Raw genomic sequence first — 13314 nt, 5'->3', positions numbered from 1 at the left:
GTCTGTTCGCGATCGGTCGTTTTCGCCTTGATCGCGCATCTCCGGCCAGCGGCGGCTACCGCATGACAAAAGGATCGGGAATTGGGTCGTCGGAGGTGCGTATCCACACCGATTTCGAACGCGTGTAGTCGCGGATCGCATCGAGGCCGCCCTCGCGGCCGAGCCCGGATTGGCCGTAGCCGCCAAACGGAACCAGCGGCGAGACCGCCCGATAGGTGTTGATCCAGACCACGCCGGCATGGATGCCGCGCGCCATGCGGTGGGCTTTTGCCAGATTGGTGGTGAACACGCCGGACGCCAGGCCGAACTTCGTGTCGTTGGCGAGCGAAAGCGCTTCAGCTTCGCTGTCGAAGGCTAGCACACAGAGCACCGGGCCGAAGAGCTCTTCGCGCACGCAGGCAAGCGTCTGATCAGGCGCGTCGATAATCGTCGGCGCGTAATAGAAGCCGTCCGCCATGCCCGCGGGGCGGATGCCGCCGGTGACCAGTTGCCCGCCCGCGGCCAGGCTTTCAGCAATGATCTTCTCTATCCATTCGCGCTGGCGCGAGGTGGCGAGCGGTCCCATTTCGATCGCGGGATCCTGCGGATCGCCAATCCTGATCGCCTCGGCCTTGCGCTTGAGCCGGTCGAGGAATTCGTCCTTCACGGAGCGCTGGACCAGCAGCCGCGAGCCGGCGACGCAGCTCTGGCCGGTGGCAGCGAAGATGCCGGCAACGACCGCGTTGGCGGCGCTGTCCAGATCGGCATCGGCAAACACCACGACCGGGCTTTTGCCGCCGAGCTCGAGCGTCGTGAAGGCGAGGTTTTCCGCCGTATTCCTGACGATCTGCCGAGCGGTCGAGGGACCGCCGGTGAAGGCGACGCGGGCGACGAGCGGATGACTGGTCAGCCGGTGACCGCAATCGTGGCCGAAGCCGGTCAGGATGTTCACGGTCCCGGCGGGAAATCCCGCCTCATGGACGAGTTCAGCGAAGGCCAGCAACGGGGCAGGGCCGTCTTCCGATGCTTTCAGAACGATGGTGCAGCCGGCCGCCAGCGCCGGCCCGAGCTTGACGGCGGACAGGAAGAGCTGCGAGTTCCACGGCACAATGGCGGCTACGACGCCGATTGGCTCCGGCCGGATGGTCACTTCCATGTCGGCCTTGTCGATGGGAACAAACGAGCCCTCGTGCTTGTCGGCCAGCCCGCCATAATAGCGGTAATAGTCGCCGACATAGGCGATCTGGGCGCGGGTCTCGCGGATGATCTTGCCGGTATCGCGCGTCTCGAGTTCCGCCAGCCGGTCGGCATTGGCGACCACCAGATCGCCGAGCCGCACCAGAAGCTTGCCGCGTGCCGTTGCCGTCATTGCCGGCCACGTGCCGGAGCCAAGCGCCCGGTGAGCAGCTTCGACGGCGCGGTCGACGTCATCAGACGATGCAGCGGGCATCTTCGCCCATGGCGCGCCCGTCGAGGGATCGACGCTGTCGAAGGTCGCCGCCACTTCGACGAAGCTGCCGTCAATATAGTTCCTGAATTGAGTGGTGCTCATCGCAATCCGGCTTTCGGTTCGGAAAAGGCCGGCATCACCCTGTCGATGAAGAGCTGCAGCGATTTCTTCTTGCGCCGATGGGAAAGGCCGCTGTCGATCCAGATCGAATACTGATCGTAGCCGAGCGCTTCGTAGGCCTTCAGCCTGGCGATCACCTCGTCGGCTTCGCCAATGACCAGGTTCTGCCTGATCTTGTCAGGCGCATATTGCGGCATGGCCGCGATCTCGTCTTCGGTCAGCGCTTCCATTATGCCCTGGTGCACCGGCTTCTTGTTCTGGAACCAGGCGCCGAACTGGCAGTAGAACTGCGACAGATCCTGCGCGAGCCGGTCAGCCTCCGTTGCATCCTCGGCGACGAAAGTATGCATCAGCAGCATAATCTCCGGCCTTGGTACGTCGGGGTGGGCATTGCACGCCGCGTTGAAACGCTCCATCAGGCTGGCCACTTCGCCATCGCCGGAGGCAAGCGGCGTCACCTGGACGTTGCATTTGCTCGAAACCGCAAAGTCGTGCGAGTTCGGATCGCGTGCGGCCACCCAGATCGGCGGATAAGGCTTTTGCAGCGGCTTGGGCGACGAGGTGGTTGAAGGAAACGACCAGAACTCGCCGGCGAGTTCGAAATCACCATCCCAAAGGCCCCGGATCGCCGGCACCATCTCGCGCATACGCTGCCCGGCGACCCAGGCCTCGAGGCCTGGGAAAAGTCGCTGGTATTCGTAAGCGTAGGCGCCGCGCGCAATGCCGATGTCGAGACGGCCGCCGGTGACGACGTCGGCCATCGCTGCTTCGCCGGCAAGCTTGATCGGGTGCCAGAACGGCGCGACGATGGTTCCTGTTCCGAGCCGGATGCGCCTGGTTTTGGCGGCGAGCCAGGCGATGTTGATGAACGGGTTCGGCGAGATGGTGAATTCCATCCCGTGATGCTCGCCGATCCAGGCAGTCTCGAATCCTGCCTCTTCCGCCTGCAGAACCAGCTCCTCCAGCTCGCCGACAAGCTCGGAATGCGGCTTTGCCAGATCCGATCGCTCCATGTGCACGAAAAGCGAAAACTTCATCGGTTTCACCCGCGGCCGGAAAGAGGAATTTGAGAAGGCGAGGGCTTGGCGAGCGGCCGGACTTCCCCTTCGACCTCGTTGCCGACATAGACGCCGAATGCATCTTCCGTGCGTTCGCGCGCATAGCGGGCAAGCATCGAACGCACCGCGGGATCGGCGATCTCCAGATCGGCGATCTGCTCGATGTCGACAAGCCGCATCTGGCGATCGTCGGAATAGGACCCCTCGGCCGTTCCGCGATAATAAACATGCGTGCGCCAGGGTTCGGCGGCATCGTCCCACACCGCGAACAGGAAGCCGAGCTGGGCGTCTATGGCCCTGGCGGCAAGGCGCCCCTTGAGGCTGCGCGCATCGTTGGGCGTGCCCAGTCCGCGCCCCGCAGGCAATTCGTGAAACCCGTCGGCCGTTGCGAAGAACAGCACACGGCCCTCGTGCTCGAGAATGGCGCCGACCTCCGTATCGGGGGGCGCCGCCGCCAGCGCCTCCTGGCTGAGGCCGGGCGTGACGTAGGTGCCTCTGCAATAACCGAGGGGCTGGGCTCCGTTGTGGCTGAAGTCGCGGACGCGGCCGATGAGGATCGAGTGATCGCCAGCATCGACCAGCTGCTCCATGCCGCAATCGAACACCGCAACGGAGCCGTCGATCAGCGGATTGCCGGTCCGGCCCGGCTGCCAGGCCACGGCCGCGAACTTGTCCGCTGCTTTGGAAGCGAAGATGCCGGAATGGGCCTTCTGGTCCTCCGACAGGATGTTGATGGCGAAACCTCTCGATGTCGAAAAAGCACTGTGCCCCAGGGCCCTCTTGGCGATGCAGACAAGCACCAGCGGCGGCTCGAGCGAGACCGAGGTGAAGGAGTTGGCGGTGAAGCCGCGCGGTTCGCCTTCCGCTCCGATCGTTGTGACGATGGTGACACCGGTCAGGAACGAGCCGAGCGCGCGCCGGAATTCGCCGCTGTCAAAGACTGCATCCGTCTCCGGCTTCACGCCAGCGTCTCCTGCCGTGTCGAGAAATTCCATGATGTGTTTGGTCACTTTTTCAGGTGAAGCCATTGCCATCATATGCCTTTCTCCATTGAGCACGAGGCATTGGCCGTGCGGCGCAAGCCTCGCCATCGCCGCCGACATGGCCGGGGTCGAATTGCTGTCCTGCGACCCGGTCATGAACAGGGCCGCCGCGGCAAGACCGGGGAGGGCATCGGCATGCTCGGCGTCGGCATGGGCAAAGAGGCGATAGGTGCGCGCGTAGCCTTCGGGGTCGACCCTTTCAAGGGCGGCGCGCGCGGTAGAGGCCGCCCCGATAAGATTCGCCGGCAGCGGGTCGCCGAACCAGCGGGCAAGCGTAGCCGCAATGGCGGAAGGGTTGCCATGGGTGCCGAGCGCGGCCGCACGCTCGCGTACGGCCTGCGCCAAGGCCGCGGGGCGGCGGAATACCGCATTGAGACAGACGATTGAGCGAACGCGCGATGGGGTGCGAAGGGCGATCTCCAGAGCGACCAGCGCGCCCATCGAATGGCCAACGATCGATACCGACGCCACGCCGAGATGGTCGAGAAGGCGAACCGCCTGATCGGCGAAATCCGACAGGCTGGCTTCTTCCGGCGGCAGCGGTGAAACGCCGTGGCCGAGCATGTCGATGGCGATCAGGTCATGATGGTGTTTCATCGCCGCGATCTGATCGTGCCAGATCGCGGCGTTCATGCCGACACCGTGAATGAGCAGAACCGGCGCGCCGGAGCCGGCGCGGATGAAGCCGGTGCCGTCCGGAGCCGTGTCCCGGACCCATGCGGTGGCAGCGACGTCAGCCATGCAGGTCTCCGACCTCCTTGAGGTCCTGATAGCGGTCGCCGATACGATGGTGCGGGCGGCCGCCAATCGAAGCGCCAAGCGCCACCACCAGCTCGTCGGGCGCGGGCGCGTCGCCGATCTGGAAATGTACGGTCAGATAGTGGGAGCGGCGGCCTTCGTCGTTCTTGTCCATCAGCGGGATCATGATCGGGGTGTTCGGCCCTCCGCGCAGATTGGTGAAGGCGAGATAGGTCTTGGCGCCGACCGCGCGACGGTAATGGTTGCCGAAATGCAGCGTATGGATCAGCGCCGATGCATGCTCGATCTCGCCCTCCGTGCCGCAGACCGCGGCCTTGCCGTAGCCCTCTATCGCCTCGCCGGAACCGGCAACGGCGATAATCTCGTGGGTCAGCAGTTCACCGAGGACGGGAGCAATGGCGCGGATCTCCGGCGACAGGTCGTCGGTGAAACCGCGGCCGGCCCAAGGATTTGTCAGCACAGCGGCGACACCGATCAGACGCAGCGGTTTTGGGGCTTCCTTGCCGCCCTCGATTAGCGTGTTCTCGATGTAGGTGACGATCTTTCGAATGGCTGGTTTCATGAAAGTCCTCGGTCGCCGCGGCGCTGTGCAACGCCGAAATCTTTACATCATCTTATGGTATACCATACTATGGAGCACCAGAAGCCTTGTCAATCGGCTATGGAATCTGTTTTGTGGCCGGATCGGGGTAGGGAGAGAAAATGTCAGGCGATACGCTGCGGATCGACCGCTCTGCCAAGACGCTGAGGACGCTGGCGCTGGAGCGCATGCGTGAGGCGATCATGGGCTTCCATTTCCAGCCTGGCGAAAGGCTGGTCGAGCGGCCGCTATGCGATCAGCTCGGGGTAAGCCGTTCCGTCGTGCGCGAGGTGCTGCGGCAGCTGGAGGCGGAAGGCCTGGTGCAGATGATACCGGGCCACGGACCCGCCGTGGCCAAGCCGGATCTCGGCCGCACCGACGAAATCTATGAATTGCGGGCGCTGCTCGAGGGCATCGCGGCGCGGGCTTGCGCCCTGACAGCCACGGACGCGCAGATCGCCTCGCTCGATGCCGCCTTGACGAACCTGCTTGAGGCGTGGGCGTCCGGTGCGCCTGTCGAGGTGATGCGGGCAACGACCAAGTTCTACGAAACGCTGTTCGAGGCGGCGGACAAGCGCATTGCCTGGGAAATCGTGACGGGGCTGAATGTCCGCATCAACCAGCTCCGCTCAATGACGATCGCGTCGGAGAACCGCCGCGAGCCGGCGATCGCCGAAATGACCGAAATCATGGATGCAATCCGCTCGCGCAAGCCGGACGAGGCGGAGGAGGCGGCGCGGCGGCATGTCGAATCCGCGTGGCAGATCGCCCGCAACACGCTTCGCCTTGGCTGACTGGTATGCCGCCGGCGGTTCATCGTTCCACGGCAGGCATCTAACTGGTGCGTACAGTGACATGTGTGACATGCCAATTTGCTTTCAGTTGCGGCGGCAAAATCGTATATCGGGTCAGTTAGGTGTGCATCTTTTGCCAAATTGCTCTGTCATTCGAACGGACTGAGACAGAAAAGTAGTAAAATGAACATGTTACGCCACAAAGTTGCCGTGGCGCCGATGATGGATTGGACGGACCGGCACTGCCGGTTCTTCCATCGCCAGCTGACGCGCGAGGCGCTGCTCTATACCGAGATGGTGGTGGCCGATGCGGTCATCCACGGCGCACGCGAGCGGCTGCTTGGCTTCGACGACAACGAACATCCGTTGGCGCTGCAACTCGGCGGCGCCGATCCGGGAAAGCTGGCCGAGGCGGCGCGCATCGGCGAAGCCTTCGGCTATGATGAAATCAACCTCAATGTCGGCTGCCCGTCCGACCGCGTCCAGTCGGGCACCTTCGGCGCGTGCCTGATGAAGACGCCCGTGCTCGTCGCGGATTGCGTCGCGGCAATGAAGGCGGCGGTGAAAATACCGGTCACCGTCAAGTGCCGCATCGGCGTCGATGAGCAGGATCCGGAACCGGCACTCGATGCGTTGGCCGATGGTGTTTTCGCGGCCGGCGCCGACGCGCTGTGGGTGCACGCCCGCAAGGCCTGGCTGGAAGGACTGAGCCCAAAGGAAAATCGCGACATCCCGCCGCTCGACTATGGCCGCGTCTATCGGCTGAAAGCCAGAAAACAAAACAAATTCATCGGCATCAATGGCGGTATTCAATCTCTCGCAGAGGCGCTGACGCATCTCGACCATGTCGATGGCGCCATGCTCGGCCGCGCCGCCTATCACACGCCAGGGATACTCACCGGCATCGATGCCGCGTTTTACGGCAGCACAGCTGAGTCGTTCGATTTTGTCGCACTGATCGATGCCATGGCGGATTACGCGTCACGCCATATCGCGCAGGGCGGACGCCTCGGGCATGTCACCCGGCACATGGTCGGGCTGTTTCACGGCCTGCCCGGTGCACGCCGCTATCGGCAGATCCTGTCCACCGATGCGACAGGGCCGGGTGCCGGACCGCAGGTGCTCAAGGCGGCTTTTGCAGAGGTCGATTTCGGCCGGACCGCAGAGGCGGCCTGAGGAAAAACTCAATCCCGCAAAATCATGCGATCGCCACGTACGTCGAAGCCCGATAGCGAGCCGATGAAATTCATGCCGAGCAGGCTCTGGCCGAGCGTGCCGGGTGCGGCGATCATGATGGGCATGTCCTTGCGCACGATGCCGCCGATCGACAGTTCGTCGGTTCGCACCGCCGCCGCGCGTGTCATGCCGTTGGCGGTAGAGATCGGTATGGTGAAGCGGAGAGCCGCCGAATTGAACCCGACCGCCAGCGCGTCCTCGGCGGTCAGAACGGTGCTGGTCGCGCCGGTATCGACAACCGTCAGGATCGGCGTGCCGTTGATCGTGACGCGCGCTTCGAAATGGCCGCTGCCGGCCTTGTCCAGGGTGACGGTGGCATGGCCTTCTTCCACGCCCAGCGCCAGCGGACTGCCGGGAACAAGGCCGGCGGTGACGCGGCTGGCGAAATCCTGCAACTCATAGCGGTACTGATAGCCGGCGATCAGCGCCAGCACGATTGCGCCCCAGGCGCCGAGGCTGCGGGCCATGGTGCCTAACGGCCTGCCCGATCTGAGCAGGCCGGCGCCGACGAGCGCCGCTAAAGCGCTAAGCCAGATCAGCTGGCTGAAATCGTAATTCTCAATGCCGAATGTACTGCCGGCGGAATCGTTGAGCATGAGCAGGAGTACACCTGCCCCGATCGCGACGATCAGAATCCACAGCAGTCGGTTCATCTCTGCGGCCGGTTCACGAGAGGGCGTCGCGTTCGCGTGCCATGCGGCTGCGACGGGTTTCCCGGCGGGGGCGTCGCTCGACCGTTTCCAGCCTTGCCGGCAGCTCGGCCATGACGCTGCGGCGGGTTTGCGGGGTCATGTCGATCCAGGCAGCGATTTCCGCGCGCGTGCGCCCGCAACCGAAACAGAAGCCGGTTTTCATATCGATCGAGCAGACCAGGATGCACGGGGATTCAATGGCCGTCATAAGGATTTCCTTGGCTAGCCTCCACATGGTGCAACGACAAAGTCAATACAAGCCCTCCGGGAAGCGCCGCCAACGGGTGCTTTCGCGTCAATACCTCGAAGTTGTACCAGGCCTGGAGCTTGTGCCGGCTTGAGGTTGTGCCGGCTGGCCAAGGCGGCTATGCCGCTCACCAATTCACACGGACGATCGCCATCGACATGACCAGCACGCTGCCTTTCGACGATTTTCGCGACCTCCTGGTGAGCCTGCCGCCGGGAGATATGGCGGCCAAGGCCCGCGTGCGCCAGTTGTTTGCCAAGGCAGACAAGCCCAAAGGGTCGCTTGGCCGCATCGAGGACATCGCCGCCTGGCTTGCCGGGTGGAGCGGCCGCGCGCCGCCGGCGGTGACGCGGCCATTGGTGGCGATCTTTGCCGGCAATCATGGCGTCACCCGCCACGGCATTTCGCCGCGCCCGGCCGCCGCCACGGCAAATGCAGTCGAGCTCTGCGCCGCCGGCGGTGCAGCAATCAACCAGATCTGCATCGCCAACGATCTCGGCTTGAAGGTGTTCGATCTGGCTCTGCACATCCCGACAACCGACATTACCGAGGATGCGGCACTGGACGAGCGCGGTTGTGCCGCTACCATGGCCTTCGGCATGGAAGCGATTGCCGGCGGCACCGACCTGCTTTGCCTTGGCGACCTCGGCGTCGGCAATTCGACTGTCGCTGCGGCCCTTTGCACGGCACTGTTCGGCGGCACCGGCGCCGACTGGGTCGGACCTGGATCAGGGGCAGACGCGGCGATGCAGAGGCGCAAGGCGGAGGTGGTCGATGCCGCGGTCGCGTTTCACGGCGCGAGCCTCAAGGACCCGCTGGAAGCGCTGCGCCGGGTCGGCGGGCGGGAATTCGCCGCGATCTGCGGCGCCATTCTGGCGGCGCGGATGCAGAAGATCCCGGTGCTGCTCGATGGGTTTGCGGTGACTGCCGCCGCTGGTGTCCTACATGCCGCCAACCCCGCCGCGCTCGATCATTGTCTCCTCGCAAGCCTGTCGCCGGAGCCTGGTCATGCCAAGGCCGCCGAGCGCCTCGGCCTTCGCCCGCTGCTCGATCTGGGCGTCAGTCAAGGCGAGGCGGTAGGGGCGGCTCTTGCCGCCGGCCTGATCAAGGCGGCCGCGCTGACCAGCTCCGGCATGGCAGCGGCGGTCCGCGGTTGAGCATTCAGCGCCGGCGCGAGGCCACCGCCTTGGTCGGCAGCGCCGGCAGTTCCTCCATCACCCGGCTCAGCGGGAAGATGGCGATCGCCTCGGTGCCTTCGCGCAGCCTGGAATGGAGCTGGAATTCGCCGCCATGCATGGCCAGCAAGCCTTGCACGATCGGCAGGCCAAGCCCGGTGCCCTGTTCGGCGCTCTTGATGGCGATCGAGCCCTGGCCGAAGGCCGAAAGCACGATCGGAATCTCGTCTTCCGGTATGCCCGGCCCATTATCCTTGACGGAGAGATATTGCCCGCCGCCCGCCGTCCAGCCGACGCGCACGCGGATTTCGCCGCCGGTGGCGGTGAACTTGATGGCATTGGACAACAGGTTGAGCGCAATCTGCCGCACCGCGCGTTCGTCGGCGAACAAGCGCGGCAAGGCGTTTTCGAAATTCTGGACGATGCGGATGTCCTTGTTGCGCGCCTTCAGCTCCATCATGTGGCAGCAATCCTCGACGACGGAGAGCAGCATCATCGGTTCCTCGTTGAGCTGGTAGCGGCCCGCTTCGATGCGCGACAAATCGAGAATTTCGTTGATCAGGTCGAGCAGATGCTGTCCGGAGTCGTGCACGTCACGGGCATAGTCGCGATAGGTCGGGTTGCTCATCGGGCCGAGCACCTCGTTGGCCATCACTTCGGAAAAGCCGAGAATGGCGTTGAGCGGCGTGCGCAGTTCGTGGCTCATCGAGGCCAGGAAACGCGATTTCGCCAGATTGGCGTCTTCCGCCCGCCGCCGTGCCTCGTCCGACATCGATTTCGCCGTCTCCAGTTCGGCAATCAGCGCATCCTTTTCGGAGCGGAACGACAGCAGCATCAGCGAGGAACGGTTGAGCTGGCGCGCTACATAGGCGAAGAAAGGCAACGAGGCGATCAGCAAGCCTGCCATGATCGCCTCGACCGGCATCCATAATTTCGCACTGGCATAAGCATAGATGGCGACCGGGAGGGCGAAGGTCGCCAACAGCGCACCGCGCAGGGACGAGGCCAGGATCGCGGTTGCCGACATGGCGAGCAGCAGCACCACCGCCTTGGCGACCTGGAACTGATCCATTTGGCAAGTTTCGCAGCCGAGCCATGCGAACCAGGCCCAGCCAAGCCCGCACAGAAAATGGCCGATCAGGAAATCCCTATGCGTTTCCAGCGGGTTGAGCTCGGACGCTTGAGTGACGCGTCTGGCCATGAATGCAACGATGGTATAGCAGATGAATGTGAACAGCGCCCAGACGCCGATCTCCTTGCCGATGCCCGCGAACAAGCCTGCCGCGGCCGTTGCCAGGATGAGCAGCGGAATGACGATCACGCCGCCGGTCATCGAAAGCGCGTGGAGCTTCAACAGCTCGCGGTCGAAGTCGGGATTTCCGGCTTGCTGCGAAAGACGGTCGCGCGTCTTGCGCACCGCGCGCGCGACATCGCTGTTGCGATGGCGTTTCCTGCGGTCCACAATAAACTTGTCTGCCATGGTCGAGCGTTGCAGGGGCATGAAGTCTTCAATTTACGCGGGCAGCAATTTCAAATCGTTAAGCTACGTTCGAATGATTAACCAACGGTTTGCCATATGAGCCGTTCGTGGTCGCGATGGCCGCGCCAGCGATACTATGCGCCGCGTCCGCGAAGCCTGTGGCGCCGACTGATGGACTATGGGCTGACACTCATCGTGCTCGGCCTGGCGATCCTCCTGGCGGCGCGCCTCGACCGGATCGAGACGCGCAAGACGGAGGGCGCGGCCACCGTCAATGACGGCGATAGCATCACGCTCGGCGGCGAGCGCATCCGCATGCGTGGCATCGACGCGCCGGAATATTCGCAGATCTGTCGCAAGGACGGTGCCGACTATCCTTGCGGCAAGCTCGCGCGGCAGTCCCTGGTGCGGTTGATCGCCGGCAAAGCCGTCTCCTGCAGCGGCTGGCAGCGCGACCGCTACGGCAGGCTGCTCGGCGACTGCAAGGCCGGCGGCAAGGATCTCAACCGCGCACAGGTCGAGGCCGGCTGGGCGGTCGCCTTTGGCGATTTCGAGACCGAGGAAGCTGCTGCGCGCGCGGGCAAAGCCGGCATCTGGGGCGGAACTTTCGACGAGCCGGAGAACTGGCGCGAGAGCCACGGCCACGAGCTGGTTGAAAGAAAGCACGGTACCTTGGCGTCGATCGGCGACGCCTTGCGCGAAATTTTTCGCTTCTGGTGAGCTGTGCCTATAGTTCGTCGAGACGGACGAGGAGGATAGAGATGAAGCTGTTCGACGGCGGGCGGGCGCCCAATCCACGCCGGGTTCGGATTTTTCTGGCCGAAAAGGGACTTCAGGTTCCGCTGGTGCCCGTCGACATGGGCGCGCTGGAGCACAAAGAGCAGCCGGTTAGCTCGCGCAATCCGCTGAAGCGTCTGCCGGTGCTCGAGCTCGACGACGGCACAGTCATCACCGAATCCGTCGCAATCTGTCGTTACTTCGAGGAACTGCACCCCGAGCCGGCTTTGTTCGGGCGTGGCGCGCTCGGCAAGGCGATCGTCGAGATGTGGCAAAGACGTGTGGAGTTCAATCTGTTCGGCTGCGTCGCTGCGGCGTTCCGGCACATCCACCCCGCAATGAGGGAATGGGAGATCCCGCAAATCCCCGAATGGGGCGAGGCCAACAAGCCGAAGGCGATCGAATTCCTGAGATTTCTGGACACTGAGCTCGCCGGCAGGGAATTCGTCGCCGGCGATGCCTATTCGATCGCCGACATCACCGGGCTGGTCGCCATCGACTTCATGAAGCCGGCTCGCATCAAGGTACCCGAAGAGTGCACGAACGTGCTGCGCTGGCATCGGGAAATCTCCAGCCGGCCGAGTGCCGCCGCCTGACAACGAGTTCCGAATGAGCGAAGAGCTGGAAGCCTTGGCGGCGAGGGTACGCGCCTGCCGCACCTGCGTCGATAACCCGGCCGGCAGGCCGTTGCCGCACCAGCCGCGTCCGGTGCTCAGGCCATCGTCGAGTGCGCGTATCCTGATCGCCAGCCAGGCGCCGGGTACCAAGGTTCACATTACAGGGATGCCGTTCACCGACGCCTCCGGCGACCGGCTGCGAAGCTGGCTGGGCGTCGGCAGCGAGGAATTTTACGACACGGACAAATTCGCCATCGTGCCGATGGGCTTTTGCTTTCCCGGTCAGGACGCCAGGGGCGCCGACCTGCCGCCGCGCCGCGAATGTGCGCCGGCCTGGCGCACATCGCTGATGGCGCTGATGCCGCAAGTCGATATGGTGCTGACGATCGGCATCTACGCGCAAAGCTGGCATATGGGCGCGGCGCGCCGTCCCTCGCTGACGAAAACGGTCATGGATTGGCGTGCCATCTGGGCGGCGGCAACCGACCCGAAAGTCCTGCCGCTGCCGCACCCGTCCTGGCGCAACACCGGCTGGCTGAAGCGCAATCCATGGTTTGAAATGGATTTGCTGCCCTTTCTGAGATCGGAAATCCGCTATCGCCTCGGCTAGGCATTCAGCAAGAAATCACTCGCTTTCGCACTATGCGGCAGAATTTCTTTCTTGTAATAGGCTCGAGCAAGAGGGATTATGGTAATCCATTCCTCGAAGCGCGCCGCGCATGAGGGGACGCGCGTTAAATTCTTGTTTTTATGCATGTCGTTGTGCCAAGGCCGCTGCGCACTTGGACGACTTGCATCAGGGGAGCACCCAATGGACCGCCTTGATAGAAAAATTCTCCGCCTCCTGCAGGAGGATGCGACGCTTGCAGTCGCCGACGTCGCCAAGAAGGTCGGCCTGTCGACGACGCCGTGCTGGCGGCGCATCCAGAAGCTCGAGGAAGAGGGCGTCATCAAGCGGCGCGTCGCCATCCTCGATCATGAAAAGGTCAACGTGCGGGTAACGGTGTTCGTCTCGATCCGCACCAATTCGCACAGCCATGAATGGCTGCGGCGCTTTTCGGAGGTCATCCAGGAATTCCCGGAAGTGGTCGAATTCTATCGCATGAGCGGCGACGTCGACTATCTCTTGCGCGTCGTGGTGCCCGATATCGCCGCCTACGACGCCTTCTACAAGCGGCTGATCGCCAAGATCGAGATCCGCGACGTGTCGTCTTCCTTCGCCATGGAGCAGATCAAATACACGACCGAGATGCCGCTGGATTACATGATGCTCGACAAGGAGTCCGGCGCCAACGCCGCCTGAGATT

At 63.6% G+C, this 13314-nt stretch carries 13 protein-coding genes and 1 pseudogene; 7 read left to right on the top strand and 7 right to left on the bottom strand.

The features are described 5' to 3' along the window. Nucleotides 1–55 precede the first annotated feature (55 nt). From NKJ81_RS11695 to NKJ81_RS11680, 4 genes are read right to left on the bottom strand one after another with little or no spacing between them, the layout of a single operon-like run. The gene (locus NKJ81_RS11695) at nucleotides 56–1531 is read right to left on the bottom strand and encodes an aldehyde dehydrogenase (protein WP_352540532.1); all 1476 of its coding nucleotides are present in this window, start codon (nucleotides 1529–1531) and stop codon (nucleotides 56–58) included. Further along, a complete protein-coding gene (locus tag NKJ81_RS11690; protein WP_352540531.1) occupies nucleotides 1528–2586 on the bottom strand; it encodes an LLM class flavin-dependent oxidoreductase in 1059 nt (352 codons plus the stop codon). The genes NKJ81_RS11695 and NKJ81_RS11690 overlap by 4 nt, the downstream gene beginning before the upstream one ends. A 5-nt stretch (nucleotides 2587–2591) precedes the next feature. Further along, nucleotides 2592–4391: an alpha/beta fold hydrolase gene (locus NKJ81_RS11685; RefSeq protein ID WP_352540530.1), complete on the bottom strand. Its 1800-nt coding sequence runs from the start codon at nucleotides 4389–4391 to the stop codon at nucleotides 2592–2594. Beyond that, nucleotides 4384–4971, bottom strand: a complete 588-nt coding sequence (locus tag NKJ81_RS11680; RefSeq protein ID WP_352540529.1) for an amino acid synthesis family protein — start codon at nucleotides 4969–4971, stop codon at nucleotides 4384–4386. The genes NKJ81_RS11685 and NKJ81_RS11680 overlap by 8 nt, the downstream gene beginning before the upstream one ends. Nucleotides 4972–5111: 140 nt before the next feature. Between NKJ81_RS11680 and NKJ81_RS11675 the strand changes: the two genes are divergently transcribed. Further along, a complete protein-coding gene (locus NKJ81_RS11675) occupies nucleotides 5112–5783 on the top strand; it encodes a GntR family transcriptional regulator (protein WP_023674997.1) in 672 nt (223 codons plus the stop codon). 183 nt (nucleotides 5784–5966) lie between these two features. Then, on the top strand, nucleotides 5967–6959 hold the full coding sequence (dusA, locus tag NKJ81_RS11670; RefSeq protein WP_352540528.1) for a tRNA dihydrouridine(20/20a) synthase DusA: 993 nt from the start codon (nucleotides 5967–5969) through the stop codon (nucleotides 6957–6959). 8 nt (nucleotides 6960–6967) lie between these two features. Here dusA and NKJ81_RS11665 read toward each other — a convergent pair whose 3' ends face one another. Further along, on the bottom strand, nucleotides 6968–7672 hold the full coding sequence (locus NKJ81_RS11665) for a TIGR02281 family clan AA aspartic protease (protein ID WP_352540527.1): 705 nt from the start codon (nucleotides 7670–7672) through the stop codon (nucleotides 6968–6970). Nucleotides 7673–7685: 13 nt separating this feature from the next. Continuing rightward, nucleotides 7686–7919: a DUF1289 domain-containing protein gene (locus NKJ81_RS11660; RefSeq protein WP_352471906.1), complete on the bottom strand. Its 234-nt coding sequence runs from the start codon at nucleotides 7917–7919 to the stop codon at nucleotides 7686–7688. 197 nt (nucleotides 7920–8116) lie between these two features. On the opposite strand from NKJ81_RS11660, the gene NKJ81_RS11655 reads away from it, so the two are divergent. Next, the gene (locus NKJ81_RS11655; RefSeq protein ID WP_352540671.1) at nucleotides 8117–9115 is read left to right on the top strand and encodes a nicotinate-nucleotide--dimethylbenzimidazole phosphoribosyltransferase; all 999 of its coding nucleotides are present in this window, start codon (nucleotides 8117–8119) and stop codon (nucleotides 9113–9115) included. A gap of 4 nt (nucleotides 9116–9119) precedes the next feature. Here the strand turns inward: NKJ81_RS11655 and NKJ81_RS11650 are convergent, their stop codons facing one another. Then, nucleotides 9120–10634, bottom strand: a complete 1515-nt coding sequence (locus NKJ81_RS11650) for a sensor histidine kinase (protein ID WP_352540526.1) — start codon at nucleotides 10632–10634, stop codon at nucleotides 9120–9122. A gap of 75 nt (nucleotides 10635–10709) precedes the next feature. On the opposite strand from NKJ81_RS11650, the gene NKJ81_RS11645 reads away from it, so the two are divergent. The 4 genes and pseudogenes from NKJ81_RS11645 to NKJ81_RS11630 all read left to right on the top strand — a co-directional run bounded on the left by NKJ81_RS11645 (nucleotide 10710) and on the right by NKJ81_RS11630 (nucleotide 13310). After that, complete coding sequence (locus NKJ81_RS11645; protein WP_352540525.1) at nucleotides 10710–11333, top strand: thermonuclease family protein; 624 nt, start codon at nucleotides 10710–10712, stop codon at nucleotides 11331–11333. A gap of 41 nt (nucleotides 11334–11374) precedes the next feature. Continuing rightward, a complete protein-coding gene (locus NKJ81_RS11640) occupies nucleotides 11375–11986 on the top strand; it encodes a glutathione S-transferase (RefSeq protein WP_352540524.1) in 612 nt (203 codons plus the stop codon). Nucleotides 11987–11999: 13 nt separating this feature from the next. Continuing rightward, a pseudogene (locus tag NKJ81_RS11635) lies at nucleotides 12000–12617 on the top strand (uracil-DNA glycosylase family protein); the annotation flags it as partial. A gap of 201 nt (nucleotides 12618–12818) precedes the next feature. Then, on the top strand, nucleotides 12819–13310 hold the full coding sequence (locus NKJ81_RS11630) for an Lrp/AsnC family transcriptional regulator (RefSeq protein ID WP_023675006.1): 492 nt from the start codon (nucleotides 12819–12821) through the stop codon (nucleotides 13308–13310). The last annotated feature ends 4 nt before the right edge of the window (nucleotides 13311–13314 follow it).

The organism is Mesorhizobium sp. M0018 (genome assembly GCF_040323955.1).
Taxonomy (GTDB): Bacteria; Pseudomonadota; Alphaproteobacteria; order Rhizobiales; family Rhizobiaceae; genus Mesorhizobium.
Note: the sequence above shows the minus strand (reverse complement) of the source record. Positions and strands in the feature narration are given on the sequence as shown.

Bases quoted from the DNA above. Each gene is read 5' to 3' on its own strand.
- NKJ81_RS11695 (WP_352540532.1), bottom strand. From the start codon at position 1,531: ATGAGCACCACTCAATTCAGGAACTATATTGACGGCAGCTTCGTCGAA.
- NKJ81_RS11690 (WP_352540531.1), bottom strand. From the start codon at position 2,586: ATGAAGTTTTCGCTTTTCGTGCACATGGAGCGATCGGATCTGGCAAAG.
- NKJ81_RS11685 (WP_352540530.1), bottom strand. From the start codon at position 4,391: ATGGCTGACGTCGCTGCCACCGCATGGGTCCGGGACACGGCTCCGGAC.
- NKJ81_RS11680 (WP_352540529.1), bottom strand. From the start codon at position 4,971: ATGAAACCAGCCATTCGAAAGATCGTCACCTACATCGAGAACACGCTA.
- NKJ81_RS11675 (WP_023674997.1), top strand. From the start codon at position 5,112: ATGTCAGGCGATACGCTGCGGATCGACCGCTCTGCCAAGACGCTGAGG.
- dusA (WP_352540528.1), top strand. From the start codon at position 5,967: ATGAACATGTTACGCCACAAAGTTGCCGTGGCGCCGATGATGGATTGG.
- NKJ81_RS11665 (WP_352540527.1), bottom strand. From the start codon at position 7,672: ATGAACCGACTGCTGTGGATTCTGATCGTCGCGATCGGGGCAGGTGTA.
- NKJ81_RS11660 (WP_352471906.1), bottom strand. From the start codon at position 7,919: ATGACGGCCATTGAATCCCCGTGCATCCTGGTCTGCTCGATCGATATG.
- NKJ81_RS11655 (WP_352540671.1), top strand. From the start codon at position 8,117: ATGACCAGCACGCTGCCTTTCGACGATTTTCGCGACCTCCTGGTGAGC.
- NKJ81_RS11650 (WP_352540526.1), bottom strand. From the start codon at position 10,634: ATGCCCCTGCAACGCTCGACCATGGCAGACAAGTTTATTGTGGACCGC.
- NKJ81_RS11645 (WP_352540525.1), top strand. From the start codon at position 10,710: ATGAGCCGTTCGTGGTCGCGATGGCCGCGCCAGCGATACTATGCGCCG.
- NKJ81_RS11640 (WP_352540524.1), top strand. From the start codon at position 11,375: ATGAAGCTGTTCGACGGCGGGCGGGCGCCCAATCCACGCCGGGTTCGG.
- NKJ81_RS11630 (WP_023675006.1), top strand. From the start codon at position 12,819: ATGGACCGCCTTGATAGAAAAATTCTCCGCCTCCTGCAGGAGGATGCG.